Here is a 24630-nt window from a genome sequence, read left to right as displayed (position 1 = left end):
GAAGGGACGGAGGCTCCGTTGACCGGTACGAGGACCACGGAAGCGGGAGCGGCCCCGCTGGAGACGGGAACCGCGCGGGTGGACGCCTGGATCTGGTCCGTGCGGCTCACCAAGACCCGCTCCGTCGCGGCGACCGCCTGCCGGGCGGGGCACGTGAAGGTCAACGGCGAGCGGGCGAAGCCGGCGCAGCAGGTGCGGGCGGGCGACGAGGTCCGGCTCTTCCACGCGGGCCGGGAGCGGATCGTCGTGGTCCGGCGCCCCGTGACGAAGCGGGTCGGACCCCCGGTCGCCGCCGAGTGCTACGTGGACAACAGCCCGCCCCCGCCGACCCCGGTGGAGGCGGCGGTGGTCGGCATCCGCGACCGCGGCGCGGGCCGCCCCACGAAGCGGGACCGCCGGGAGATCGAAAGTCTCCGCGGCCGCCCGTAGCCCGTCCCTTCCGGACTCGCCCCCGGGCCGGGCCCTTTAGCCGGGAGCAGGCAGCCGGCCCGGGAGCCGGCCCGGGGGCCGGGGCGCGCCCCTCCGGCCCGGGGGGGCGTCAGGCCTTGCGGTAGGCGTACGCCTCTTCGGCCGCGGCCGCCACGGCCTCCAGGGCGGCGCCCGCCGAGGCGGCGACCAGGGCCGCCACCGCGCCTTCCAGGAAGGGGGCGTCCACCAGACGCGACCCCGGCGGCAGCTCCCCGTCCTCGAGGAGCGCCTTCACCGTCAGCACCGAGCTGCCCAGGTCCGCGATGAGCGCGACCCCGGCCCCCCGGTCCACCGCCGCCGCGGCCCGCGCGATGCGCTCCGCGCTCGTGCCGAGCCCGCCGTCGGCGGTGCCGCCCGCCGGGGCCATCGGAGCCGGCGCCCCGCCCGCCGCGAGCCCCCGCGCCAGCTCCGCCACCGACTCCGCGACCCCGGCGCTGTGCGACACCAGCACGATCCCGACCGGCTCCCCGGCGTTCACGCGGCCCCCTCCGCCGCGTCGGCCAGCGCGCCCAGCAGCAGGGCGGCCGAGGTGGCTCCCGGGTCCTGGTGCCCGACGCTGCGCTCGCCGAGGTAGCTGGCGCGGCCCTTGCGGGCCAGTAGCGGGACGGTGGCCCGGGCCCCGCCGTCCGCCGCCTCCCCGGCGGCACGGTACGAGGTGCCCAGGGCCGCGACCCCCGGGACCAGAGCGTCCAGCATCGTCTTGTCGCCCGGCGCCGCCCCGCCCAGCCGGGCCACGGCGTCCACTCCGGCGTCCAGGGCGCCGCGCAACTCCTCGTCGGTGACCTCGGCGGCCTCCCCGAGCTCCTTGCCCGTGCGCCGCAGCAGCGTCCCGTACAGGGGTCCGGACGCGCCGCCGACCGTGGAGATCAGTGTGCGTCCGGCCAGCTGGAGCAGGGCCCCGGGCGCCGCCGCCGGGTCGGCCCCGGCCAGCGCCGCGCGTACGGCCGTGAACCCCCGCAGCAGGTTCGCCCCGTGGTCGGCGTCCCCGATGGGGGAGTCGAGTTCGGTCAGCCGGTCAGCCTCCCGCTCCACCGCCGTCGCGGCGGTCTCCATCCAGCGCCGGAAGAACTCCGCGTCACGCATCCCGTCTCCTCCACCGTCGTCCCGTACGTGCGCCGCGCGCTCAGCAGCCCCACCGCAGGGCGGCCGTCCGTACCGGCGCGTCCCACAGGCGCAGCAGCTCGTCGTCCGCCCGGCACACGGTCACCGAACAGCCTGCCATGTCCAGCGAAGTGACGTAGTTTCCGACGAGGGCCCGCGCCACCGGCAGGCCCCGCGCCGTCAGCACCGCCGCCACCTCCGCGTGGAACCCGTACAGCTCCAGCAGCGGGGTCGCGCCCATCCCGTTGACCAGGAGCAGGACCGGTCCGCCGGCCGTGGGGCCCGTCTCGGCGAGATCGTCCAGTACGGCCCCCACCGCCACCTCCGCGATCTCCCGCGAGGTCATCGTCGCGCGCCGCTCCCGGCCGGGTTCACCGTGGATCCCCACCCCCAACTCCAGCTCCCCGTCCGGGAGGTCGAAGGTCGGGCCGCCCTTCGCGGGGGTGGTGCAGGCGCTGAGCGCCACCCCGAAACTGCGGGACGAGTCGTTGACCCGCCGCGCGAGGGCGGCGACCGCCTCCAGCGGCGCGCCCTCCTCGGCCGCCGCCCCGGCGATCTTCTCCACGAAGAGGGTGGCGCCCGTGCCGCGCCGGCCGGCCGTGTACAGGCTGTCGGTCACGGCGACGTCGTCGTTGACGAGCACGCGCTCCACCCGGATGCCCTCCTCCTCCGCCAGTTCGGCGGCCATCTGGAAGTTCAGCACGTCCCCGGTGTAGTTCTTGACGACGAACAGCACCCCCTGCCCGGCCTCGACGGCGCCGGCCGCGTGCAGCATCTGGTCGGGCACCGGCGAGGTGAACACGGCCCCGGCGCAGGCCGCCGAGAGCATCCCGGGCCCCACGAAGCCGGCGTGCAGGGGCTCGTGCCCGGACCCGCCCCCGGACACCAGCCCGACCCGCCCGCCGGCCCGCGCGTCGCGCCGTACGACGACCCGGCGCTCCACGTCGACGTCGAGTTCGGGGTGCGCGGCGGCCATGCCGCGCAGCGCGTCGGAGACCACGGTGTCGGCGGAGTTGATGAGCATCTTCACGGAAACCTCCCGGTGCGGTGGAGTCCTGTCCTGTGACCCGCTGCCGACGGTAGGCCAGGGCGCCCCGCGGGATCTCGGAAACCGCGCCGCAGTGCCGGGCGGACCGCCTTCGGTGACGGGCGTGGCGTGAACCGATCGGCCGCCGCCGGCGGACTGGTCTACTGCGCACGTGACAGATCAGAAGCAGTGCACGGTCGTGCGAACCGGACAGTACGAGGGCGTCCAGGGCGGCACCTTCGGAACGGGCGTCAGCGCGCGATCGGCCGGCTCGCAGCGGCTGTGTCTCCATCGGCTGGTGATGCCGGCGGGCACCCGGGGCCGTCCTCACCTCCACGAGGGACACGAGTCGGCCATCTTCATCCAGTCCGGCGAGGTCGAGGTGTGGCACGGGGAGGACCTGTCCGAGCACACGGTGCTGCGCGCGGGTGACTACATCTACGTCCCCGCGGACACCCCGCACATGCCGGTGAACAGCGGGGACCAGGACGTGGTCTGCCTGGTCGCGCGGACCGACCCGGACGAGCAGGAGGGCGTCCGCCTGCTGCCCCTGCCGGCCCGGCTGGAGAGCCGGCTCGGTCGGCTGCCCGTCGGAGCCGGCTGAGCCGGTGAGCCGCGCTCCCGCGGCGGTCGTGTCGTGTGCGGGCGCTCAGCGCCTCGTCTCGTACCTGGTCAGGACCACGCCGCAGGGAAGCGTCCGGGTCTCCACCAGCTTCAGGTTCACCCAGCTGTCCAGGGCGGTGAAGAAGGGCGTGCCGCCGCCCACCAGGACCGGCGCGGTGGCCAGCAGGTACTCGTCGATCAGCCCGGCCCGCATGGCCGCCCCGGCGAGCGTCGCGCCGCCGATGTCCATCGGGCCGCCGTCCTCGGCCTTCAGACGGGTGATCTCGGCGACCGCGTCGCCGGTGACCAGGCGGGTGTTCCAGTCGACCGTGCCGATCGTCGAGGAGAACACCACCTTCGGCATGTCCCGCCAGCGGCGCGCGTACTCCTTCTCCGCAGGGGTGGCGGTGGGCAGCCGGTCGCCGGTCGGCCAGTAGGAGCTCATCGTCTGCCACAGCTTGCGCCCGTACAGCGCCAATTCGGTCGCCGGCAACCGGTCGGACCAGAACCCGAACAGCTCGTCGCTCGGCACGCTCCAGCCGATGTCGTCGCCGGGCGCGGCGATGTAGCCGTCCAGGCTCACGTTCATGGCGTAGATCAGTCTTCGCACGGCGCCAGCCTTTCACGAAGCGGGTCTCGGGCGCGCGGTCCGGCGCGGAGCCGGGCCCGGCGTCAGGCGCCCTGGTCGCGCAGGCGGCGGCTGACTTCTCCGAGCCCGTCCGCCAGGGCGTCCAGCTGCTCGGGGGTGAGGACGTCGACGAGGACCTCGCGCACGGTGGTGACGTGGCCCGGGGCCGCCTCCTCCAGGCGGGCACGGCCGGCGTCGGTGAGGACGGCGAAGATCCCGCGCACATCGGAGGGACAGCTGCGGCGGCGGACCAGGCCGGCCTTCTCCAGCTGCCCCACCTGGTAGGTCAGGCCGCTCTTGGAGTTGATCAGCCCGTTCGCGAGTTCCGTCATGCGCAGCTCCTGGCCGGGTGCCGCGGCGAGCCGCACGAGGATCTCGTACTGGGGGTGGGAAAGTCCCGAGTCGTCCTTGAGCTGCTGGTCGAGACGCCGGTTCACCAGGGCCGACGCGGCCAGGAAACCCCTCCAGGCCCGCATCTCGCGGTCGTCCAGCCATCTCGTGTCAGCCATGGCGCCAGGGTACACGAGTTGTTCGAATTTGAATCAGTAGCTAGGCTCGCGTCGCCGGTTCGAATTTGAACCAATCTCCCCTCGGGCCGCGAAGACCCACCGGAAGGACCCCCATGACCAGCGCCTCCGCCACCCTGACGAAGACCGCGGCAGAAGCCCCCGCCGCGCCCGCGGCCGACGCCCGCGCCCACGACGCCGGACTGCTCCTGCTGCGCGTCGTGCTCGGCCTCACCGTCGCCGCCCACGGGACCCAGAAGCTCTTCGGCTGGTTCGGCGGCGGCGGGATCGGCGGCACCGGCCGGTTCTTCAGCGCCGCCGGCTACCCGGCGGGCGACGCCATGGCCGCCGTCGCCGGCCTCGCCGAGACCCTGGGCGGCCTCGGACTCGCCCTGGGCCTGCTCACCCCCCTCGCCGGAGCGGCCGTCACCGGCACGATGATCAACGCCCTGGCCGTCCACGGCGCCGGCGCCTTCTTCGCCCCGAAGGGCATGGAGTACGAGCTCCTGCTGGCCGTCGCCGCGGCCGCCCTCACCCTCACCGGTCCCGGCCGCCACGCCGTCGACCGCCTCCTGCCGGTCCCCGCCCTGCGCACCCACCGGCCGGCCCTCGGCGCCGGGGCCCTCGCCCTCGGCGTGGTCCTCGCCGTCCTCGTCCTGCTCGTCCGTCACTGAAACACCCTTGCGGGCAGACTGATTGACCCCCCGCCTTTGCGGGAAAAGCGGATGAATGACACAACCCATCGAAGACTACGCACTCATCGGCGACCTGATGACCTGCGCACTGGTCGGCCGTGACGGGTCCATCGACTGGCTGTGCCTGCCCCACTTCGACTCCGCCGCCTGCTTCGCCGCCCTCCTCGGCGACAAGGAGAACGGCCACTGGCGCATCGCCCCGGCCGGCGCCGAGGAGGGCGAGCGGTGTACGCGGCGGGCGTACCTCGACGGCTCGCTGGCCCTCGAGTCCTACTGGGAGACCGACGAAGGCACCGTCAAGGTCGTCGACTTCATGCCGCAGCGCGACAGCGCGCCCGACGTCATGCGGATCGTCGAGGGGGTCTCCGGCCGGGTCACCGTCCGCAGCACCCTGCGCCTGCGCTTCGACTACGGCCACGTCGTGCCCTGGGTCCGGCGCAGCGAGGGCGACCGCGTCGCGATCGCCGGACCCGACTCGGCGTGGTTCCGCAGCGAGCCGCCCGTACGGACCTGGGGCGAGGACCGCAGCACCCGGTCGGAATGCACCGTCGGCCCGGGGGAGAAGGTCGCCTTCGTGCTGACCTGGCACCCCTCGCACGAGCCCCGGCCCGAGACCGTCGACCCGTACGAGGCGCTGGAGCACAGCCTCGCCGACTGGCGCGACTGGACCGCCCAGTGCCGTTACGAGGGGCCCTACCGGGAGGCCGTGACCCGCTCACTGATCACCCTCAAGGCCCTCACGTTCGCCCCCACCGGCGGGATCGCCGCCGCCGCCACCACCTCACTGCCCGAGGAGATCGGCGGGGTCCGCAACTGGGACTACCGCTACTGCTGGCTGCGCGACGCCACCCTGACCCTGGGGGCCCTCCTGTCCACCGGTTTCCTGGACGAGGCCCGTGCCTGGCGGTCCTGGCTCCTGCGTGCCATCGCGGGCGACGCCGCCGATCTCCAGATCATGTACGGCATCTCCGGCGAACGCCGCATCCCCGAGACCGAGCTGCCCTGGCTGCGCGGGTACGAGGGCTCCGCCCCCGTCCGGGTCGGCAACGCCGCCGTGAACCAGCTCCAGCTGGACGTGTACGGAGAGGTCCTGGACGCCCTCCACCTGGCCCGGGCCTCCGGGCTGGCCTCGGAACGGCACGCCTGGAAGATCCAGCTGTCCTTCCTCGACTTCCTGGAACGCAACTGGCGCCGGCCCGACGAGGGGCTGTGGGAGGTGCGCGGGCCGCGCCGCCACTTCACGCACTCCAAGGTGATGGCCTGGGTCGCCGCCGACCGGGCCGTGCGGACCCTGGAGGCCGCCCCCGACCTGCCGGGCGACGTCGAGCGCTGGCGGGCCATGCGGGACGAGGTGCACCGCGACGTCTGCGAGAAGGGCTACGACCCCGAGCGCGGCACCTTCACCCAGTACTACGGCTCCCGCGAGCTGGACGCGGCCACCCTGCTCATCCCCCGCGTCGGTTTCCTCCCGCCCGACGACCCCCGCGTGACCGGCACCATCGACGCCGTGTGGGAGGAACTGGGCAGCGGCGGACTGGTCCGCCGCTACAGCACCGAGGGCCTCCCCGTCGACGGGCTCCCGGGAGACGAGGGCGCCTTCCTGGCCTGTTCGTTCTGGATGGCCGACGCCCTGCACATGACCGGCCGGACCAAGGAGGCCCGCGAGCTCTTCGAGAGGCTGCTGGCGGTGCGCAACGACGTGGGTCTGCTGGCCGAGGAGTACGACCCCCGCGCCGGCCGCCAGCTCGGCAACTTCCCGCAGGCGTTCAGCCACGTCGGCCTGGTGAACACCGCGGTCACCCTGTCCGCCGGCCCAGCCGCCGGCTGAACCCGCCCGCGCCCCGGGGGCCGCCGCGGATCGCGGCGGCCCCCGGGGCTGTACTCCGGGCGCGGGTAGGGGCTACGCCTCCCGCGTCTCCTCGGTGTCGGGGACGCTGACCAGCCAGCGCGAGTCCTTGTGCGGTCGCAGGTAGAGCGCCCAGTAGACGGTGGCCGCGGCGGTGATGCCGCCGGTCCACAGCAGGTACTCGGTCTCCTGCTGCGTCAGGATGTACGCGAACACGAGGATCAGCACCACCGGCACGGCCGGCCACAGCGGCATCCGCCAGGCGGCGCTCTCGCCGTGCGCCCCGCGCCGGCTGTACAGCGCGGCGACCGCGACCAGCAGGTACATGCCGGTCACCGACACGCCGGTCACCCCGTACAGGGTGTCGAGGTTCACGAAGCACATGGCCGCGCCCGGCAGGCCGACGAGCAGGGTGGCCACCCACGGCGAGCCGAAGCGGCCCAGGCGCGACAGGCCGCGGTTGACCGGCTCGGGCCAGGCCTTGTCGCGGGCCGAGGCGAAGAGCACCCGGGAGTTCTGGATGACCATGACGATGCCGGCGTTGACGATGGCCAGGGCCACGCAGAGGCTGACGAAGGTTCCGACGGCCGAGTTCGACCAGGCCGTCACCATCGCGCCGAGGTCGCCGGAGGCCAGCGCCTCCAGGTCCGGGGCGCCCACGGTGATCCCGATGACCGGGACGAGGATGACGGCCGCGGAGATCGCCAGGGTCGCCAGCACGGTCCGCGGGACGTCGCGGCGCGGCTGCTCCAGCTCCTCGGAGAGGTACACGGCGGTGGAGAAGCCCTGCGTGACGAAGAGCGCGATCGCCAGCCCGGACACCACCATCATGGCCGTCACCGTGGACACGCCGCCGCCCTCGGCCGCGACCGAGCCCCGCACCAGGGCGTCGGCCCCCCGCTCGCCGTGCGCGAAGCCGAGCACCGCGACCAGCGCGGCGGCGATCACCTCGAGGACGAGGAAGACGCCCGTGATCCAGGCGTTGGCCCGCAGGTCCAGCAGACCGGCGAGGGTGGCGAGCAGCATCACCGCGGCGCCCGCCAGCGGGGCCGGTACGTCGATCACCGGGGCCAGGTAGTCGGCCGTGCCCATGGCGATCACCGGCGGCACGATCATCACCACGAGCAGGGACAGCACGAAGACGAGCCAGCCGGCGAGCCGGCCCGCGAGCGTGGACACCATGGCGTACTCGCCGCCGGCGCTGGGGATGAGCGTGCCCAGCTCCGAGTAGCAGAACGCCACGCCGACGCAGAGCAGCGAGCCGATGGCGATGGTGAGCGCGGTCCAGGTGCCGAGGCTGGAAAAGAGGTCGGGCACGACGACGAAGAGGGTCGAGGCGGGTGTCACGCAGGACAGCGTGAGCAGGGTGCCGCCGACGACACCGATGGAACGCTTGAGTTTCGGCGGGGTGGGACCGGTGGCCGGCGCGAGGGCCTGGGGTGCGCTGATCGTGTCAGTCATCGCTACGTTGTTCCGATCGGCAGGGCGGTGAAGGAGTGCGGGAGCGGTATCGCCTCCGGGGCGGTGGGGGTACTCGTTCGGTGGCTCCCGGGCCGCTATGCAAGCTCCACCGGATCCGCAGGTCAATAGCCGTTCCGCTGCGGAATCCGTCGTGCACGAGGGTCGCCGCCCCGTGATCCGGGCGTAAAGGGCGTGTAAACGTAGGCCGGCCCGCCGGTGCGGGAACCGCAGCGGGGACCGGCGAATTTCCTTCCGGTTCGCCGGACCGCGAGACGTGCCGCGGGGGCCGGCGGGGCGCCGGGCGGGGCTTCTGGCCGCGCCTGGGGGTCTATGCCGCATGCGCCCGACTCGTTCCGGCGGGGGCCGCTGGGCGGGTGCGTGCGGCGGGGGCGGCCGCCGCTGTCAGGAGGGTCCGGCGGGCGGCTCCGGCGCGGCGCCGGCGGCAGGGGGCGGGGCCGGATCGCGGGAGGCGAGGAGGAGGGCGATGTCGTCCGGGCGGTCGGCGGTACGGGCCGCCTCGGCGACCAGCCGGTCGGCCGTCTCCGTCAGCGGGGACGGCCGGGCCGCGGCCAGCGCCGCCCGCAGCCGCTCCACGCCGTCGTCGATGTCCGCGCCCGGCGTCTCCACCAGCCCGTCGGTGTACAGGGCCAGTACCGCGCCCGGCGCCAGCTCCAGTTCCGTCACCGGGTACCGCGCCCCGGGGTCGACGCCCAGCACCACCCCGCCCGCCAGGTCCAGCACCTCGGCCCGGCCGTCGGCGTGCCGCAGCAGCGGCTGCGGGTGCCCGGCGCGGACGGCCAGGGCGCGGCCGGAGCCCGGGTCGAGCAGGACGTAGCAGCAGCTGGCGAACTGCCCCGGGTCCAGGTCGATCAGCAGCTGGTTCGTCCCCCGCACCACCTGCTCCGGGTCGTTGCCGCTGAGCGCGAAGGCCCGTACGGCGCTGCGCAGCTGGCCCATCACGGCGGCCGCCGCCACCCCGTGGCCCTGGACGTCGCCGATGACCAGCGCCAGCCGGCCCCCGGCCGTCTCGACGACGTCGTACCAGTCGCCGCCGACCTCCATGCCGTCCGTCCCGGCCAGGTACCGGCCCACCGTGGTCACCTCGCCCCGCACCGGCAGCCGGTGCGGCAGCAGCGCGGCCTGGAGCCCCCGGGCCAGCGCCGCCTCGCTGTCGTAGCGCCGCGCCCGCTCCAGGGCCTGCGCGATCAGGCCCGCCAGCGCGGTGAGGACCGTACGCTCCTCCGGGCTGAAGCCGCGGCGCTGGTCGAAGCCCAGGATGCAGGAGCCGACCGGGCGGCCGGAGGCGATGAGCGGCAGGAAGGCCCGGGCCCCGACCTCGGCGTCCAGCGGGATCCCCGGATAGGCCTCCGCGAGGCGTTCCATCGACTCGAAGAACAGCGGCCGGCCCGAGGTCAGGGTCTCCACGCCCGGGAGCCGTTCGTGGAGCGAGACCCCGTCGAACCGGTTCAGGAACCCCTTGGGGAAACCGGTCTCCGAGGCGAGGTACAGGTGCCGTTCGTCGAGCACGTAGATCGCCAGCTGCCGGCCGCCGAACGCGGGCAGCAGCTCCTCGGCGACCACGGCCGACACCTGGCGCGCGGTGACCGCCTCGGTCAGCGCGATGGCCAGGGCAACCGGCCGGTAGAGGGAGGAGGCCCGGTCCGCCGGCGAACCGATCCCGGCGCCGGGGCGGCTCACCGACCCGGGAGCGTAGGCGGGAGGGTCGGCGGCCTCCAGGGTGACCGTCACCCCCGACGGCCCCGGGTGCAGGCCCACGGACAGCCACTCCGCGTCCGCGCCGGTGCCGGGGCCGGTGCCGGGGCGGGCGTCGCCGTCCGGCGGAGGGCCCCGCCGGGCCGTGAAGCGCACCGGCTCGCCCGAGACGAACACCCCCCGTACGTGGTCCTCGTAGGCGGGGTGGCCGAGCCAGGGCAGCGCCTCCCACAGCACGCGTCCCCGCAACCCCGGCGCGTCCCGCCCGAGCAGCTCCCCGGTGGCGGTGTTGGCGAAGACGATGCCGCCCTGCCGGTCCACGGACAGGACCGCCGTCCCGAGCCGGTCCACGGCCTCCCGGGCCTCGTCCGCGGCGGCGGACGCGGGCACGGGTACGCACAGCGGGTCGCCGTCCCAGCGGACCGCTTCCCCGGCGGCGTCCAGCGCGGCCAGCTCCCCCGCCAGCCCGGCGGCGACCTCCCGCAGCCGCTCCCGGGCACCGGCCCCCAGCTCCTCGCCGGGCGTCGCGGGCCGCAGCACCAGCAGCACCCCGAACCGCTCTCCGCCGGCGGTGACCGGCTCGTAGAACGACCCGAACGGGAACGGCAGCCCGGCCATCAGCTGCGGGAAGCGCCGCATCGCGGCCTCCGCGTCCGGCAGGTGCACGGACTGTCCGGTGCGGTACGCCTCGGCGACGGGGTACGGCCGGTTCACCTGCATCCGCCACCAGGGCCGGAACAACCGCACCGGCAGCCCCGTGACCACGGCCATCCGCAGCAGCCCGTCCGTATCGGAGCGCAGGTAGACACTGCCCGCGTACCCGCCGACGGCCCCCATCGCTCCGGCCGCCGCCCGTGCGAGCGCCCCGCCCGTGGCGACGGGGGAGGGGCCGCCGCTGTCCGCTCTCGCCGTCACACAGTCAGGATGCGCCCTCGCCCCCGGCGGCTGCACCCGCGCGGCCCGGGCTCCGCCCCCCGCCCGCACCCCGGTACCCCCGGACCACCACCGCCGAGGCGACGACCAGCACGGCCGCCACCGTCCGCAGCGCCACCCCCATGGCGTCGGTGAAGGCGGCCGCCCGCGCGGGGTCCGCCGGGTCCCCGTGGAACCGTGAGGCCAGCACCGTCCCGACCACCGCCACCCCCAGCGCCGCGCCGATCTCCCGCGCGGCGGTGTTCAGCCCCGAGCCCAGCCCCGCCTGGTGCGCCGGCAGCTCCGAGACCACCGTCAGCGTCAGCGCGGGCGCGCACAGCCCGGTGCCCACCGACAGGACCAGCAGGCAGCCCGCGTACGCGGCGTACGGGGTGCCCGCGTCGGCGGCCGACACCAGCAGCAGCCCGGCTGCGATCAGCAGCATCCCCGCCCCCACCGGCAGCCGCGGCCCCGTCCGCTCCGCGAGCCGCGCGCCGAACCGGGGCACCACCGCCATGCCGACGGTGAGCGGGACGATCGCCAGCCCCGCCAGGGCCGGCGAGAACCCCTTGGCGTACTGGAGGTACTGGGCGTTGACGAAGAACAGGGCGAAGAGCCCGAAGAAGGCGGCGCCGATGCCGAGCGTCCCCGCGCGCAGCCCGCGCGAGGCGAAGACCCGCGGGTCCAGCAGGGGGCGGGCGGCGCGCAGCGCGTGTGCGGTGAAGGCGGCCAGCAGCACCGCCCCGCCCCCGAAGGAGCCCAGGACCCGGACCGAGGACCAGCCGTGCGCGGGCCCCTCGATGATGCCGTGGACCACCGCGAACAGCGCCCCCGCCAGGACCAGGGCGCCGAGCGGGTCGACGGCCGCGTCCGCGCGCGAAGGCGTACGCGGCACCGCGCGGGCCACGGCGAGGGCGAGCAGCGCGCCCAGCGGGACGACGGCCCAGAACAGGGCCCGCCAGGTCAGGAACTCCCCGGCCAGACCGCCCGCCACGTTCCCCGCCAGACCCCCGAGGCCGGCGGACAGCGTCCAGGTGGCGAGCGCCCGCCCGCGCCGCTCGGGCGGACTCAGGTGGACCAGTACGGACATGGTGGCGGGCATGATCAGCGCCGCTCCGGCCCCGCACAGCCCGCGTCCCGCGATCAGCGTGGCGGGGGCGGCGGCGAGCGCGCTGACGGCCCCGCCCGCGGCGAACAGGCCGAGCCCGGCCAGCAGGGCGCCCTTGCGGCCGTAGCGGTCGCCGAGCGCCCCGGCCGGGATCAGCAGCGCGGCGAAGACGATCACGTACGCGTCGACCGACCACAGCAGCTGTTCCGGGCCCGGGTGCAGGGCGGAGGCGGCGAGCTGCGGGATGAGCAGGTTCACTGCGGCGACCATGCCCTGGGCGACGAGCACGCAGGCGCAGAGCGCGAGCACGGCGGCACGGGAGGGACCGGCCGCGGAAGCGTCGTCCGGCGGCGGTGGCGACGACGGCGTGAGCGGGGGCGGCGGGGACGGTGTGCGGGCACGGCGGAGCACGGCTCCTCCTGGGAGTCGACGGTCGGTGGGGACGGGATGCGCGGGGGCGGTCCGGGCCCTGTCCTGTCCGGTCCGGTCCGGTCTGCTCGAACACCCCGCAGATCACCGTAGGGTTGGCGTGACCTGCTTTCCAGTGCAAGTTCTGCAAGGGATGAATGCGCGTGACGCAATCCGCCTCGGGGCTGGACCTCAACCTTCTCCTCGCCCTCGACGTCCTCCTCGAGGAGTCGAGCGTCTCCCGCGCCGCCGCCCGCCTGCACCTGTCCGAGCCCGCCATGAGCCGCACCCTGGGCCGGATCCGCAAGGCCCTCGGCGATCCCGTGCTGGTCAGGGCCGGCCGCACGATGGTCCCCACTCCGCACGCCCTGTCCGTCCAGGGCGAGGTCCGCGCCGTGGTGGAGCGGGCCCGCGCCCTGTTCCTCACGGGCGGCCAGGTGGACCTGGCGACCCTGACCCGCACCTTCACCGTCCTGGCCCACGACTCCTTCGCCGCCGCGTTCGGAGCCGCGCTCTTCCGGCGGACGGCCCGCGAGGCCCCCGGGGTACGGCTGCGGTTCCTGTCCGAGAGCCACGTCGACCTGCCGGTGCTGCGCGAGGGCGTCGCGGACCTGGAACTCGGCGTCATCGACAGCCGCGCCCCCGAGGTGCGCAGCGAGCACCTCTTCGACGACCGGATGCTGGGCGTCGTACGCGGCGGACACCCGCTGCTGCGCGGCCGGATCACCGCCCGCCGGTTCGCCGCGGGGGAACACCTGACCGTCTCGCGGCGCGGCAGGCTGGAAGGGCCGGTGGACACCGCCCTGGCCGAACGGGGGCTGTCCCGGCGGGTCGTGGGTGGCGTCGGCTCCTTCCCGGCCTCCCTCTTCGTGCTGCGGGACACCGACCTGATCGGCCTGATCGCCTCCCGCAGCGTCCCCCAGGCCGAGGCCCTCGGCCTCGTCACCTTCGAAGTCCCCCTGGAGCTCCCGCCGCTGCCCGTGGGGCTCGCCTGGCACCCCCGCCACGACGCCGACCCGGCGCACGTCTGGCTGCGCGCCTGCGCCCGCGAGCTGCTGCCCGGCTGACGGGGCGCCCCCGGAGCCTCGATGCGCCGAACGCCTCCCCCGAAGGGGGGACGCGGCACCGCGCACGCCGTCAGCCGCGCCCCCGCCGGGGAGGCATCCGGCATGCGACCCCCGTACGACGACACGCACCCGGCGCCCCGCGCCGCCTTCACGGCGGCCGACGCCTTCACCCTCAGCACCGCCCTCGACGCCCTCGGCGGGGTCCGCGACCTCGACACCCTCGACGTGGCCTGCGGGCACGGCGGCACCGCCGCACTGCTGGCGAGCGGCGGCGCCCGGCGCACCGTCGGCGTGGACAGCTGCCCGGACCGGGTCCGCCGGGCCCGCGCGTCCGCTCCCCCCTGCGCCGTCGAGTACGTGGTCGCGGACGCCGCCGACATGCCGCAGCTCGGTCCCTTCGACCTCGCCACCGCCGTCTACCTGTTCAACCACGCCCCCGACCGGGCGGCCCTGCACGCCATGTTCCGCGGCATCCGGGCCAACCTGCGCCCCGGTGGACGGCTGCTGTCGCTCGTGCGCAACCCCGGCGCGTACCCGCGCGTGGACTGGTCCCCGTACGGGATGCGCATCCTCGACCGGGTGCCGGAGGGGGACGCCCCGCTGCTGAAGGCCCAGTTCCTGACGGAACCCCCGCAGCACTTCGAGTACCGCGAATGGGCGCACGCCGACTTCGCCGAAGCCGCCGTCGACGCGGGCTTCAGCACCGTCGGCTGGCAGCCCTCCCGCACCCCGCCCGCCGACGCCGCGCGTGACGAGGCGTACTGGACGGCGTACCGGGCCTGGCCGGTCAGCTCGCTCATGACGTGCACCGCCTGACCCCGCCCGGCGCGCACCGCCCGGCCCCGGGCGGTGCGGCTCCGGCCGGTCTAGCCGCCGTCCGCGGTCTCCCCGACCAGCTCGACGATCCTGTCCCGGGCCGCCCGCCCCTCCGGGACCGGCAGCAGCGGGTACCCGTGCGGCAGGCCCGGTTCCTCGTGCCACTCCACCCGGACCCCGGCCGCCCCGGCCCGCCGCCGCAGCTCCTGGCTGTCGGGGGCCAGCACGTCCCGGCTGCCCGTGAACACCGTCAGGGGCGCCAGCCCCTCGAAGGAGCCGTACAGCGGGCTCACCCGGGGGTCGTCCACCGCGAGGGTGCCCGCGTACAGCCGTCCCGCCTCGGCCAGACCGGCCCTCGCCAGCACCGGATCGGCCGCCTCCAGCGCCCCTTGGCCGGGGTGGCTCATGCTCACGTCCAGCCACGGGGAGATCAGCACGATCCGCGACGGCTGCGCACCCGTGCGCTCCCGCAGCCGCTGCGCGGCGGCCAGCGCCAGCCCGGCACCGGCACAGTCCCCGATCAGTACCGTTCCGCCCGCGCCGCCGCTCTCGATCAGGCCGCTCAGCAGATCGGCGGCCACGGGGACGTTCCGGTCGGCGGTCCCGCGCGGGGCGAGCACGTACGCGGGCACGACCACCCGGGCCCGGGCCCGCGTCACCAGGGTCCGGATCAGCGACCAGTGCGGCCGGACCAGCTCACCGATGTACGCGCCGCCGTGCACGTACAGCACCTGGGCCACGGGCTCCTCGCCGCGCGGCGAGGCGTCGTACACCGGCCAGGCCCCGACGAAGGTCCGCGACAGCTCCGCCACCCGACCCAGCGAACGCGGGGGCAGATGGGAAGCGGGCCTGCGGGCCGCCTGAGCCACGGCCGCGCGCACCGCCTCGGCGGTCGTGAACCGTTTGCGCCGCCGCATCGCGACCAGTGCGGCCGACAGCGCCCTGCTGCGCAGACTCGGCACGCCCCTCACCTCCCCTTTTCCCCGGTGAGGGACCATAGCGCGGCTGCCGCCCCCCGGTCCCCTCCCCGTCACGGGAGGAGCATAGGCGTGAAGCTGCGCTGTCGGCCCGCTTAAGAAAGTCTCGATGGACTGATCACCGGGCCGATCGGCAGATTGGTCCCCGTCACTGACGCCCCCCGCGCACCAGCGGGAGCGGCGCTCCCTTCCGCATGCCTGGAGCCACCGCCATGAAGGCACTCGTCAAGCACAAGGCCGAGCCCGGGCTGTGGCTCATGGACGTCCCCGAGCCCGAGTACGGCCCCGGCGACGTGCTGATCAAGGTGCTGCGCACCGGCATCTGCGGCACCGACCTGCACATCCGTGCCTGGGACGGCTGGGCGCAGGGCGCGGTGAAGACCCCGCTGGTCCTCGGCCACGAGTTCGTCGGCGAGGTCGCGGCCGTCGGCGCGGACGTGCGCGACATCGAGACCGGCGCCCTGGTCAGCGGCGAGGGCCACCTGGTGTGCGGCAAGTGCCGCAACTGCCTGGCCGGCCGCCGCCACCTGTGCCGCTCCACGGTCGGGCTCGGCGTCGGACGCGACGGGGCCTTCGCGGAGTACGTCGTGCTGCCCGCGCAGAACGTATGGGTGCACCGGACCGCCGTGGACCTCGACGTGGCGGCCATCTTCGACCCCTTCGGCAACGCGGTGCACACGGCGCTGTCCTTCCCGCTGGTCGGCGAGGACGTGCTGATCACCGGCGCGGGCCCCATCGGCATCATGGCGGCCGCCGTGGCCAGGCACGCCGGGGCGCGCAACGTGGTCATCACCGACGTCAGCCCCGAGCGCCTGGACATCGCGCGCAAGGCGGGCGCCACGCTCGCGGTGAACGTCGCCGAGTCCTCCATCGCCGAGGCGCAGACCCGGCTGGGGCTGCGCGAGGGTTTCGACGTCGGCCTGGAGATGTCCGGCCGCGCCGAGGCGATGCGCGACATGATCGACAACATGACGCACGGCGGCAGGATCGCCATGCTCGGCCTCCCGGCCCAGGAGTTCCCGGTGGACTGGGCGAAGGTCGTCACCTCGATGATCACCATCAAGGGCATCTACGGCCGCGAGATGTTCGAGACCTGGTACGCGATGACCGTGCTGCTGGAGGGCGGCCTCGACCTGTCCCCGGTCATCACCGGCCGCTACTCGCACCGCGACTTCCAGGCCGCCTTCGACGAGGCCGCGACCGCCCGCAGCGGCAAGATCATCCTGGACTGGACGGCCTGAGGCCGCACGGCCGCCAGGCCGCCGGCCGGGGCCCCCGAGCCCCGGGTACCCCGGCCCGGCCCCGGATCCGGGCCCCCGCTCCGACCTCCCGCAGCCGGGATCCGGACCGGGACCGGCGCCCGGCGCCCGCCTTCCCGGCCGGGACCGCGGGGGACCGGGCCGCGGCCACCGCACGAGACCATCTCCCTCCGGGCCGGGCCCCGCCCACCCTCCCCCCTCCGCGGGGCCCGGCCCCCTCCTCCCCGTCCGCCGGACGGCGATCCGCACAAGGAGAATCCGAAGCCCATGTTCGAGTCCGTACGCGAAGACCTCCGCACCACCCTCGACGAGATCCGCGCCGCGGGCCTGCACAAGCCCGAGCGCGTCATCGGCACCCCGCAGAACGCCGCCGTCGCCGTCACCGCGGGCGGCGCCCCCGGCGAGGTGCTGAACTTCTGCGCCAACAACTACCTCGGGCTGGCCGACCACCCCGACGTGGTCGCCGCCGCGAAGGACGCGCTCGACCGCTGGGGCTACGGCATGGCCTCCGTCCGCTTCATCTGCGGTACCCAGGAGGTGCACAAGGAGCTGGAGGTCCGCCTGTCGGCCTTCCTCGGCCAGGAGGACACGATCCTCTACTCCTCCTGCTTCGACGCCAACGGCGGCGTCTTCGAGACCCTGCTCGGCGCCGAGGACGCGGTGATCTCCGACGCCCTCAACCACGCCTCCATCATCGACGGCATCCGGCTGTCGAAGGCCCGCCGCTTCCGCTACGCCAACCGCGACATGGCCGAGCTGGAGGCGCGCCTGAAGGAGGCCACCGAGGGCGGCGCCCGCCGCAAGCTCATCGTCACCGACGGCGTCTTCTCCATGGACGGCTACGTCGCCCCGCTCACCGAGATCTGCGACCTCGCCGACCGCTACGACGCCATGGTCATGGTCGACGACTCGCACGCCGTCGGCTTCGTCGGCCCCGGCGGCCGCGGCACCCCGGAGCTGCACGGGGTGATGGACCGCGTCGACATCATCACCGGCACCCTCGGCAAGGCCCTCGGCGGCGCTTCCGGCGGCTACGTCGCCGCGCGCGCCGAGATCGTCGAACTGCTGCGCCAGCGCTCGCGCCCGTACCTCTTCTCCAACTCCCTCGCCCCGGTCATCGCCGCCGCCTCCCTGAAGGTCCTCGACCTGCTGGAGTCCGCCGACGACCTGCGCGAGCGGCTCACGGCCAACACGAAGCTCTTCCGCACGAAGATGACCGAGGCCGGTTTCGAGATCCTGCCCGGCGACCACGCCATCGCCCCCGTCATGATCGGCGACGCCGCCGAGGCGGGCCGGATGGCGGAGCTGCTGCTGGAGCGCGGCGTGTACGTGATCGGGTTCTCGTACCCGGTCGTTCCCCTCGGCGCGGCCCGGATCCGCGTCCAGCTCTCGGCGGCCCACTCGACGGCCGACGTGGAGCGCGCGGTGGCCGCCTTCGTGGACGCCCGCGCGACGCTTTCCGCTGCTCAGGGCTGACATCATGGGGGTGTGATCGACCCCCGCCGGCTGCGCATCCTGCGGGCCGTGGCGGACCACCGTACGGTGACCGCCGCGGCCGCAGCCCTGTACCTCACCCCCTCCGCCGTCTCCCAGCAGCTGGCCGCGCTGGAGCAGGAGACCGGCCACGCGCTGCTGACCCGCAGCGGCCGGGGCGTACGGCTCACGGCGGCCGGCGAGATCCTGCTGGGCCACGCGCACGAGGTGCTGGCCCAGCTGGAGCGCGCCGAGGCGGAACTCGCCGCGTACGCGGGCGGTTCCGCCGGTGAGGTCACGGTGGCGGCCTTCGCGACCGGCATCGCCGAGGTACTGGCCCCCGCCATCGCCCGCCTCGCCGTGGAGCACCCGGGCATCCGGCTCCGGGTCCGCGACGCGGAGGGCGACCAGAGCCTGCCGCTGCTGCTCGCCGGGGAGGCCGACCTGGCGCTGGCGGTGGAGTACCGGGGCGCGCCGGGCGCCGACGACGGCCGGCTGTCGGTGCTCCCGCTGTACGCGGAACCCTTCGACGCGGTGCTGCCGTCCGGGCATCCGCTCGCCGGGCTGCCCGCCGTGGCGCTGGCGGACCTCTCCGACGCGGACTGGGTCGGCCAGTACCCGGGGAACCCGTGCCACGACGTGACCCTGCTGGCATGTGAACTGGCGGGCTTCCAGCCGCGCTTCGTCCACTCCTCGGACGACTTCCGGGCGGTGACGGCCCTCGTCGGAGCGGGCGCGGGGGTGGCGCTGGTGCCGCGTTCGGCGCTGCGCGGCATGGACCTCCGGGAGGTCCGCGTACGCCCCGTCGCGGGCCCGGCCGCCACCCGCCGGGTCTTCGCCGCCACCCGTCGCGGAGCCGAGACCCACCCGCTGATCGCCCCGGTCCTGGCGGCCCTGACCCACGCGGCCCAGCGGGTCCCGGCCCACTGAGCGGCCGGGCGCCGAAACCGGCACGCGCCGGGCCGGGAGCGGCCGTACCAGCCCGGGGAAGTCCGGGACCGTGTGCTGCCTCCAGGCCGAACTGCCCGACCCGCGGCCGGCGTTCGGCAGTGATTCCTTCGCCGACGCCCTGCCCGCGAGGATGCGGAGGTGGCGCGCGGCGACCGCACGCCGGGGGCACGGCGGCGACCCAGGCGGCCGTGGTCCACGAAGGGGTCTCCTACGACCTGGAGGCGGACACCACGCACACGGAGTCCCCGGCCTGCGCCCGCACCATCGCCGCCCGCCTCGCCCGGCCCGCGGTTCCCCAGGACCTGTCCTGGCGACCATCCGGCAGGGCGCCTCGGTGATATTTTGACCGGAACCGTGGGAAGGGGCGGGCGAGTCCGTGGACAGTGACCTGCGGCGTGCGGTGGTCGTGACGCTGGGCGAACTCGGGCGAAGCGAGGACTGGCGCGACCGGGCGGATGCCGGTCACGGTCTGGCAGGGTTCGCCGAGATGCCGGAGGCCGTGGAGCCGCTGCTGGGGCTTGTGCTCGACCGTGGTGACACCTTCGTCACCCGGCGGACCGCGGAGGGCTTGCTCCGGCGAAAGGACAGGGCCGGACTGGCGATAGTCGCGTCCGCACTGGCAGGCGCCGACGACAACCACGCCGATCACATCCACACCGCGATCCTCGATGTCTTCAGCATCTTCTCGGACGATCTGGACGAGGCGCTACGGCTCTGTGAGGAGATGTCGGGCGGCACCGACGACCGTGTTGCCCGGGGGGCCCGTCGGCTGCACCAGAGCCTGGCGGCGATCGATCCCGTCCTCCGCCCCGCACAGCGGGGGCCTTCCGGTCAGTGACGACATGAAGCGTCCACATGACCGGCCGGACGGGTCTCAGCCGGCTCGCAGTGCGGCGAGGAGCCGGGAGCGCAGCAGGCCCACGGACGGGGAGTGCTGGTCGCGGCGGGCGACGAGGGCGAGCCGGGCGTGCGTCGCGGCGTCCGCGAGGGGGACGGCCCGCAGGGCGGAGCCCTGGGCGGAGGAGGCGCTGAGGACGGCGACGCCCGCGCCGCGTTCGGCGAGGCGGAGCAGGGTGGGCGGGGAGCCGGCCTCGATGTCCACGCGCGGGTCCAGGCCGAGCCGGCGGCAGGAGTCCTCGTAGGCGGCGCGGATGCCGGTGCCCCGGGAGAGGCAGAGGACCTTCTCGCCCCGGAGGCCGGCCAGCCGGGGTTCCGCCCGGTCGAGGGGGTGCCCGGGCGGTACGCATACGGCGATCGGCTCGTCGATGACGACGTCCGGCTCCAGGCCAGGGGCGACCTCGCCCGCGTAGGCGATCAGGGCCAGGTCGAGGGCGCCGGAGAGGACCTGGGACTGGAGGTCGTCGGAGTGGGCCTCGTGCAGGCTGAGTTCGATGCCCGGGTGGGTGCGGCCGAGGCCGGCGACGGTGTCGAGGAAGGGCGGGATCGAGCAGCCGGCGATCATGCCGAGCCGGACGCGGCCGCGCACGGCGTCGGCGAACTCGGCCGCGGCGTGCCGGATGGCGTCGAGGGTGGCGAGGGCGTTCTTCGCGAGGGGGAGCACCGCCTCGCCGGCGGGGGTGAGGCGGACCCGGCGCCCGGAGCGGTCGAACAGCGGCTGCCCCAATTCGCGTTCCAGCTTGGCCACCTGGGTGCTGACACCGGACTGGCTGACGTGCAGGCGGCGTGCGGCGCCCGTGAACGTGCCCTCCTCCACCACGGCGGCGAAGTAGCGCAGCTGGTGCATCTCCATATCCACCGATGATAGGTCCCATCGTCATCATCTGTTGGACTGATGCCGAGGTGCTCGGGAGGATGGAGGCATGACGACAACGAAGAGCGCGCGACAGCTTGCCGAGGCCTACTTCACCGCCTGGGAGGCGGGTGACTTCGAGACCGTACGGGGGCTGGTGGCCGAGGACGTCGACTTCGTCGGGCCGCTGGGAACGGCATCGGGGGTGGAGGAGGCCCTGGCCGGGCTGAAGGGGGTCGGCCAGGTGCTGGAGAAGATCGAGGTGAAGGCGCGGGTGGCGGAGGGCGACGAGGTGATCACCTGGTTCGAGCTGCACACCACCGTGGCGCCGCCGGCGCCGACGGCGAACTGGATGCACGTGGAGGACGGGAGGATCGCCCGGATCCGGGTCGCCTTCGACCCGCGCGCGGTGCTGGCGGGCCTCGAGGGGCGGGGCTGAGCGGAGCAGGGAGGCCCGCGGTACGTCTTTCCCTGGCGCGGCGTCAGACCCGCACCACCTCGACGCCCGCGTCCCGGAAGGGCCGGGCGGCGGCGTCCGGCAGGGCGGTGTCCGTCACCAGGACGTCCACGGCGGAGGTGGCACAGATCCGGGCGAAGGCGCGCACGCCCAGCTTCGTGGAGTCCGCCGCCACGACCAGGCGGCGGGCCCGTTCGCACAGCAGGGCGTTGACGGCGGCCTCGTCCTCGTGGCGGGTGGCCGCGCCGTCGGCCGGATCGAAGGCGTCGACGCCGACCACGGCCGTGTCGACGGTCAGCTGACCGAGCGTCTGCTGGGCCAGCGGCCCGGTCAGTTCGAAGGACTGCGGCCGGGCCACCCCGCCCGTCAGGACGATCTTGAACTGGGGCCGGACCGCCAGTTCGCCCGCGATGTTGAGCGCGTTGGTGACCACGGTGAGGGCGGGGGAGCCGCCGACGGGCGCGGCGAGGTCGGCGCGGGCCGCGAGGGCGCGGGCGACCTCCGTGGTCGTGGTGCCGCCCGTCAGCCCGATCACCTCCCCCGGCGCGATCAGGGCGGCGACCGCCTCGCTGATCCGGCGCTTCTCGGCGGCCCGGCGCGAGGTGCGGTACCGCAGCGGGAGTTCGTAGGAGACCCCGTGCGGCACCGCCCCGCCGCGCGTGCGGACGAGCAGCTGCTGCTCCGCGAGCTGGTCGAGGTCCCGGCGGATCGTCGCCGCCGACACGCCGAGCGCCTCGGCGGCCGGTTCCACCTCCAGCCCGTGGTGTTCCACCAGCAGGTCCAGCAGTCTCCGCCAGCGTTCCTCGCGGGTCATGGCGCCCCTCCCGTGTCGTCCCCCGGGCCCCCGCCGGGCCCCGCCGTCGAGATTAGCCCAGCGGATCACCGGGGAGATGCTTGAAGTTGCGCGAAACCGCCCGCTACGTTGCAGGAACACGCAGCACAGCCAGGACATCGCAGGAGCACGCAGGGAAGTCCGGCCGGTACGCCTCCCGGCCGGCGCATCCGACCCGCAAGGAGCCCGCATGAGTCACGTCGCGTACGAGCTGGCCACGCAGCCCGACAGCTGGGAACGGGCCGCCGAACTGGCCCCGGCCCACCGGGCGGTGCTGCCCGGGCCCGGCGAGCGTACCGCGGTCGTCGGCTGCGGGACCTCGTACTACATGGCCCAGGCGGCCGCCGCCCTGCGCGAGGAGGCCGGGCACGGGGAGACCGACGCCTTCCCCGCCTCGGAGTTCCCCCGCCACCGCCGCTACGACCGGGTCGTCGCCCTGACCCGGTCGGGGACCACCACCGAGGTGCTGGACCTCCTCGCCGGACTGCGGGAGGCCGGGACCCCGACCACCGCCGTCATCGGCGACCCGGACACCCCGGTGGTGACCCTCGCGGACGACCTCGTCGTACTGGACTTCGCCGACGAACGGTCCGTCGTCCAGACCCGCTTCGCCACCACCGCCCTCACCCTGCTGCGCGCCCACGTCGGCGCCCACACCCCCGCCGTGATCGCCGACGCGCGCACCGCCCTGGAGCTGCCCCTGCCCAACGGTCTCGAGGCGCGCGGCCAGTTCACCTTCCTCGGACGCGGCTGGAGCGTGGGCCTGGCCCACGAGGCCGCCCTCAAGATGCGCGAGGCGTCGCTGTCGTGGGCCGAGGCCTACCCCGCGATGGAATACCGGCACGGGCCCGTCAGCGTCACCGGCCCCGGCTCCGTCACCTGGTCACTGGGCGACACCCCCGAGGGGATCGCCGAGCAGGTCCTGGGCACCGGCGCCCAATGGGTGGACGGGGAACTCGACCCGCTCGCCGAGCTCGTGCGGGCACAGCGCCTCGCCGTCGCCGTCGCCGCGCACCGGGGGCTCGACCCCGACGCGCCCCGCAACCTCACCCGCTCGGTGATCCTGACCGCGGGCGAGGAGGCGGTCCGATGAGCCTCGCCGCCGCCGGTGCCCTCGTCGCCGGGGCCGCCGCGGCCGGCGGCGCCGTCGCCGCCTTCAACGTCATCACCCTGGAACACGCCGAAGCCGTGGTCGAGGGCGCCGAACGGACCGGCCTGCCCGTCATCCTGCAACTCAGCGAGAACGCCGTGAAGTTCCGCGGCGGAGCCCTGCTGCCCATCGCCCGGGCCGCCGCCGCCTGCGCGGAGGCCGCCCGGGTGCCCGTCGGCCTCCACCTCGACCACGTCAAGAGCCCCGACCTGCTGCGGCAGGCCGCGGACGCCGGCTTCGGGTCCGTGATGTACGACGCCGCGCACCTGCCCTACGCCGAGAACCTGGAGGCCACCCGGTCCGCCGCCGACTGGGCCCACGCCAACGGGCTGTGGATCGAGGCGGAGCTGGGCGAGGTCGGCGGCAAGGACGGGGCCGCGCCGCTCGACCCGCACGCGCCGGGCGCCCGTACCGACCCGGACGAGGCCCGGCGGTTCGTCGCCGACTCCGGGGTCGACGCCCTGGCCGTGGCCATCGGCAGCAGCCACGCCATGACCCGCCGCACCGCCTCCCTCGACCACGCGCTGCTGGCGCGGCTCGCCAAGACCCTGGACGTGCCGCTGGTGCTGCACGGCTCCTCCGGCCTGCCCGACGCGGAACTCGCGGCCGCCGTCGCCGGCGGGATCCGCAAGGTCAACATCGGCACGGCCCTCAACCTGGCCATGACCGAGGCCATCCGCACCCACCTCACCCCGGCGGACCCCCGCCCGTACCTCACGGCCGCCCGCACGGCGATGGCGGCGACGGCCGAGGCGATGATCGGGGCGCTGGGCCGGCCCTGACACCGCCGCCGGAGCGCGCATGCGGGCGGGATGCCGCCCCTTCGCGCGGGCGCGGGCCCCGTCAGCCGTCGAGGGCCGCCAGCAGCGCCCGCGCGAACCCGCCCAGCGCCTCCGGCTCGGCCAGCGGGATCCCGCCCAGTTCCGCGAAGCACCAGCCGAAGGGATTGGCGTACCGGGGCGCGCCGTCCGCCCCCGCGCCGATCCTGTCCCGGTCCGGGTCGAAGGTGGCCTCCAGCGCCAGGTACAGCTCGGGGCCGTAGCCGACCGTCGCCCGCACCTCGGTGTAGCCGTCGTCGTAGAGCCGGAAGTCGGGTTCCCCGCCGTCGGCCTCCAGGACGTCCAGGATCCCCAGCGCGAAGTCGCGTACGTCCTGCTCCGGCGCGGTCCCGGCCAGCAGCGGGACCTGGGCGACCGGGGTGCCCACCTCGAAGATCCACGTCCCGTCGGCGGTCCGCCGCCGCAGCCTCAGGGGTACCGGGGTCTCACCCGTGTGGTGGTGGGTGAGCCCCGGGCACTCCACCACGATCTCGCTGCCCGCCACGACCGTCTCCGCGTCCGTCATGGGGCGTGACCCTACCGGCGCGGGCGGACGCCGTGCACCGCCCCGGGCCTTCCCAATTCCTGTAACGGGTTCTACTCT

26 protein-coding genes are annotated in these 24630 nt (G+C 75.0%); 14 read left to right on the top strand and 12 right to left on the bottom strand.

The features are described from left to right. The first annotated feature begins 18 nt into the window (after nt 1-18). Complete coding sequence (locus tag ACZ514_RS24990) at nt 19-429, top strand: RNA-binding S4 domain-containing protein (protein ID WP_468165907.1); 411 nt, start codon at nt 19-21, stop codon at nt 427-429. Nucleotides 430-538: 109 nt separating this feature from the next. On the opposite strand, the gene ACZ514_RS24985 is transcribed toward ACZ514_RS24990, so the two are convergent. The 3 genes from ACZ514_RS24985 to dhaK are packed head-to-tail and all read right to left on the bottom strand — an operon-like array spanning nt 539 to nt 2599. After that, nucleotides 539-946 (bottom strand): PTS sugar transporter subunit IIA domain-containing protein, encoded by a 408-nt coding sequence (locus tag ACZ514_RS24985; protein WP_468696408.1) that lies wholly within the window; start codon nt 944-946, stop codon nt 539-541. Then, nucleotides 943-1551: a dihydroxyacetone kinase subunit DhaL gene (gene dhaL, locus ACZ514_RS24980; RefSeq protein ID WP_469125703.1), complete on the bottom strand. Its 609-nt coding sequence runs from the start codon at nt 1549-1551 to the stop codon at nt 943-945. The genes ACZ514_RS24985 and dhaL overlap by 4 nt, the downstream gene beginning before the upstream one ends. Nucleotides 1552-1591: 40 nt before the next feature. Then, nucleotides 1592-2599, bottom strand: a complete 1008-nt coding sequence (gene dhaK / locus ACZ514_RS24975; RefSeq protein ID WP_469125702.1) for a dihydroxyacetone kinase subunit DhaK — start codon at nt 2597-2599, stop codon at nt 1592-1594. A gap of 169 nt (nt 2600-2768) precedes the next feature. On the opposite strand from dhaK, the gene ACZ514_RS24970 reads away from it, so the two are divergent. Continuing rightward, nucleotides 2769-3200 (top strand): cupin domain-containing protein, encoded by a 432-nt coding sequence (locus tag ACZ514_RS24970; protein ID WP_468696414.1) that lies wholly within the window; start codon nt 2769-2771, stop codon nt 3198-3200. Nucleotides 3201-3245: 45 nt separating this feature from the next. Here ACZ514_RS24970 and ACZ514_RS24965 read toward each other — a convergent pair whose 3' ends face one another. Beyond that, on the bottom strand, nt 3246-3809 hold the full coding sequence (locus ACZ514_RS24965) for a dihydrofolate reductase family protein (RefSeq protein WP_468165917.1): 564 nt from the start codon (nt 3807-3809) through the stop codon (nt 3246-3248). Between the two features lie 62 nt (nt 3810-3871). Next, nucleotides 3872-4336: a MarR family winged helix-turn-helix transcriptional regulator gene (locus ACZ514_RS24960; RefSeq protein WP_468165919.1), complete on the bottom strand. Its 465-nt coding sequence runs from the start codon at nt 4334-4336 to the stop codon at nt 3872-3874. Nucleotides 4337-4449: 113 nt separating this feature from the next. Between ACZ514_RS24960 and ACZ514_RS24955 the strand changes: the two genes are divergently transcribed. Continuing rightward, a complete protein-coding gene (locus ACZ514_RS24955; RefSeq protein WP_469125701.1) occupies nt 4450-5007 on the top strand; it encodes a DoxX family membrane protein in 558 nt (185 codons plus the stop codon). A 55-nt stretch (nt 5008-5062) separates the two neighbouring features. Then, nucleotides 5063-6856 (top strand): glycoside hydrolase family 15 protein, encoded by a 1794-nt coding sequence (locus ACZ514_RS24950; RefSeq protein WP_468165923.1) that lies wholly within the window; start codon nt 5063-5065, stop codon nt 6854-6856. A gap of 72 nt (nt 6857-6928) precedes the next feature. Here ACZ514_RS24950 and ACZ514_RS24945 read toward each other — a convergent pair whose 3' ends face one another. From ACZ514_RS24945 to ACZ514_RS24935, 3 genes are all read right to left on the bottom strand, one after another. Then, nucleotides 6929-8335, bottom strand: a complete 1407-nt coding sequence (locus tag ACZ514_RS24945; protein WP_468165925.1) for an APC family permease — start codon at nt 8333-8335, stop codon at nt 6929-6931. Nucleotides 8336-8737: 402 nt separating this feature from the next. Continuing rightward, on the bottom strand, nt 8738-10963 hold the full coding sequence (locus ACZ514_RS24940; protein WP_469125700.1) for a PP2C family protein-serine/threonine phosphatase: 2226 nt from the start codon (nt 10961-10963) through the stop codon (nt 8738-8740). Nucleotides 10964-10967: 4 nt separating this feature from the next. Beyond that, the gene (locus ACZ514_RS24935) at nt 10968-12377 is read right to left on the bottom strand and encodes an MFS transporter (protein ID WP_469125699.1); all 1410 of its coding nucleotides are present in this window, start codon (nt 12375-12377) and stop codon (nt 10968-10970) included. Between the two features lie 257 nt (nt 12378-12634). On the opposite strand from ACZ514_RS24935, the gene ACZ514_RS24930 reads away from it, so the two are divergent. Both ACZ514_RS24930 and ACZ514_RS24925 read left to right on the top strand, forming a co-directional pair. Further along, nucleotides 12635-13543, top strand: coding sequence for a LysR family transcriptional regulator (locus tag ACZ514_RS24930; RefSeq protein ID WP_468165932.1), 909 nt, complete (start codon nt 12635-12637; stop codon nt 13541-13543). A 102-nt stretch (nt 13544-13645) separates the two neighbouring features. Then, nucleotides 13646-14359, top strand: coding sequence for a class I SAM-dependent methyltransferase (locus ACZ514_RS24925; protein ID WP_468696429.1), 714 nt, complete (start codon nt 13646-13648; stop codon nt 14357-14359). Between the two features lie 50 nt (nt 14360-14409). Here ACZ514_RS24925 and ACZ514_RS24920 read toward each other — a convergent pair whose 3' ends face one another. Further along, on the bottom strand, nt 14410-15321 hold the full coding sequence (locus ACZ514_RS24920; RefSeq protein WP_468696430.1) for an alpha/beta hydrolase fold domain-containing protein: 912 nt from the start codon (nt 15319-15321) through the stop codon (nt 14410-14412). Nucleotides 15322-15548: 227 nt separating this feature from the next. Here ACZ514_RS24920 and tdh point away from each other — a divergent pair, with 227 nt between their 5' ends. From tdh to ACZ514_RS24895, 5 genes are all read left to right on the top strand, one after another. Continuing rightward, a complete protein-coding gene (gene tdh / locus ACZ514_RS24915; protein WP_468165938.1) occupies nt 15549-16577 on the top strand; it encodes an L-threonine 3-dehydrogenase in 1029 nt (342 codons plus the stop codon). Between the two features lie 285 nt (nt 16578-16862). Then, nucleotides 16863-18071 carry a glycine C-acetyltransferase gene (locus ACZ514_RS24910; protein ID WP_469125698.1) on the top strand — a complete coding sequence of 403 codons (1209 nt, stop codon included), beginning with the start codon at nt 16863-16865 and terminating at the stop codon, nt 18069-18071. Nucleotides 18072-18083: 12 nt separating this feature from the next. Next, nucleotides 18084-18998: a LysR family transcriptional regulator gene (locus ACZ514_RS24905; RefSeq protein WP_468165940.1), complete on the top strand. Its 915-nt coding sequence runs from the start codon at nt 18084-18086 to the stop codon at nt 18996-18998. Nucleotides 18999-19117: 119 nt separating this feature from the next. Then, the gene (locus ACZ514_RS24900) at nt 19118-19357 is read left to right on the top strand and encodes a phosphotransferase-like protein (protein WP_469125697.1); all 240 of its coding nucleotides are present in this window, start codon (nt 19118-19120) and stop codon (nt 19355-19357) included. 38 nt (nt 19358-19395) lie between these two features. Continuing rightward, complete coding sequence (locus tag ACZ514_RS24895) at nt 19396-19857, top strand: hypothetical protein (RefSeq protein ID WP_468696437.1); 462 nt, start codon at nt 19396-19398, stop codon at nt 19855-19857. A 36-nt stretch (nt 19858-19893) separates the two neighbouring features. Here the strand turns inward: ACZ514_RS24895 and ACZ514_RS24890 are convergent, their stop codons facing one another. Beyond that, nucleotides 19894-20769: a LysR family transcriptional regulator gene (locus ACZ514_RS24890; RefSeq protein WP_468165946.1), complete on the bottom strand. Its 876-nt coding sequence runs from the start codon at nt 20767-20769 to the stop codon at nt 19894-19896. Nucleotides 20770-20839: 70 nt separating this feature from the next. Between ACZ514_RS24890 and ACZ514_RS24885 the strand changes: the two genes are divergently transcribed. Then, nucleotides 20840-21208, top strand: a complete 369-nt coding sequence (locus tag ACZ514_RS24885) for a nuclear transport factor 2 family protein (protein WP_469125696.1) — start codon at nt 20840-20842, stop codon at nt 21206-21208. 43 nt (nt 21209-21251) lie between these two features. Here ACZ514_RS24885 and ACZ514_RS24880 read toward each other — a convergent pair whose 3' ends face one another. Further along, nucleotides 21252-22040 (bottom strand): DeoR/GlpR family DNA-binding transcription regulator, encoded by a 789-nt coding sequence (locus ACZ514_RS24880; RefSeq protein WP_469125695.1) that lies wholly within the window; start codon nt 22038-22040, stop codon nt 21252-21254. A 208-nt stretch (nt 22041-22248) separates the two neighbouring features. Here ACZ514_RS24880 and ACZ514_RS24875 point away from each other — a divergent pair, with 208 nt between their 5' ends. Continuing rightward, nucleotides 22249-23151, top strand: a complete 903-nt coding sequence (locus ACZ514_RS24875) for an SIS domain-containing protein (protein ID WP_467883923.1) — start codon at nt 22249-22251, stop codon at nt 23149-23151. Beyond that, a complete protein-coding gene (locus ACZ514_RS24870; RefSeq protein WP_468696443.1) occupies nt 23148-23990 on the top strand; it encodes a class II fructose-bisphosphate aldolase in 843 nt (280 codons plus the stop codon). Before ACZ514_RS24875 ends, ACZ514_RS24870 begins: the two co-directional genes overlap by 4 nt. A 61-nt stretch (nt 23991-24051) precedes the next feature. On the opposite strand, the gene ACZ514_RS24865 is transcribed toward ACZ514_RS24870, so the two are convergent. Then, complete coding sequence (locus tag ACZ514_RS24865; RefSeq protein ID WP_469125694.1) at nt 24052-24552, bottom strand: hypothetical protein; 501 nt, start codon at nt 24550-24552, stop codon at nt 24052-24054. Nucleotides 24553-24630 lie beyond the last annotated feature (78 nt).

Source organism: Streptomyces sp. NPDC034086 (assembly GCF_055575515.1).
This window is presented reverse-complemented; position numbering and strand designations above follow the sequence as displayed.

Excerpts from the sequence above, each read along its gene's own strand:
- dhaL (WP_469125703.1), bottom strand. The coding sequence starts at position 1,551 with ATGCGTGACGCGGAGTTCTTCCGGCGCTGGATGGAGACCGCCGCGACG.
- ACZ514_RS24960 (WP_468165919.1), bottom strand. The coding sequence starts at position 4,336 with ATGGCTGACACGAGATGGCTGGACGACCGCGAGATGCGGGCCTGGAGG.
- ACZ514_RS24955 (WP_469125701.1), top strand. The coding sequence starts at position 4,450 with ATGACCAGCGCCTCCGCCACCCTGACGAAGACCGCGGCAGAAGCCCCC.
- ACZ514_RS24950 (WP_468165923.1), top strand. The coding sequence starts at position 5,063 with ATGACACAACCCATCGAAGACTACGCACTCATCGGCGACCTGATGACC.
- ACZ514_RS24945 (WP_468165925.1), bottom strand. The coding sequence starts at position 8,335 with ATGACTGACACGATCAGCGCACCCCAGGCCCTCGCGCCGGCCACCGGT.
- ACZ514_RS24930 (WP_468165932.1), top strand. The coding sequence starts at position 12,635 with ATGCGCGTGACGCAATCCGCCTCGGGGCTGGACCTCAACCTTCTCCTC.
- ACZ514_RS24925 (WP_468696429.1), top strand. The coding sequence starts at position 13,646 with ATGCGACCCCCGTACGACGACACGCACCCGGCGCCCCGCGCCGCCTTC.
- tdh (WP_468165938.1), top strand. The coding sequence starts at position 15,549 with ATGAAGGCACTCGTCAAGCACAAGGCCGAGCCCGGGCTGTGGCTCATG.
- ACZ514_RS24910 (WP_469125698.1), top strand. The coding sequence starts at position 16,863 with ATGTTCGAGTCCGTACGCGAAGACCTCCGCACCACCCTCGACGAGATC.
- ACZ514_RS24890 (WP_468165946.1), bottom strand. The coding sequence starts at position 20,769 with ATGGAGATGCACCAGCTGCGCTACTTCGCCGCCGTGGTGGAGGAGGGC.
- ACZ514_RS24885 (WP_469125696.1), top strand. The coding sequence starts at position 20,840 with ATGACGACAACGAAGAGCGCGCGACAGCTTGCCGAGGCCTACTTCACC.
- ACZ514_RS24880 (WP_469125695.1), bottom strand. The coding sequence starts at position 22,040 with ATGACCCGCGAGGAACGCTGGCGGAGACTGCTGGACCTGCTGGTGGAA.
- ACZ514_RS24875 (WP_467883923.1), top strand. The coding sequence starts at position 22,249 with ATGAGTCACGTCGCGTACGAGCTGGCCACGCAGCCCGACAGCTGGGAA.
- ACZ514_RS24870 (WP_468696443.1), top strand. The coding sequence starts at position 23,148 with ATGAGCCTCGCCGCCGCCGGTGCCCTCGTCGCCGGGGCCGCCGCGGCC.
- ACZ514_RS24865 (WP_469125694.1), bottom strand. The coding sequence starts at position 24,552 with ATGACGGACGCGGAGACGGTCGTGGCGGGCAGCGAGATCGTGGTGGAG.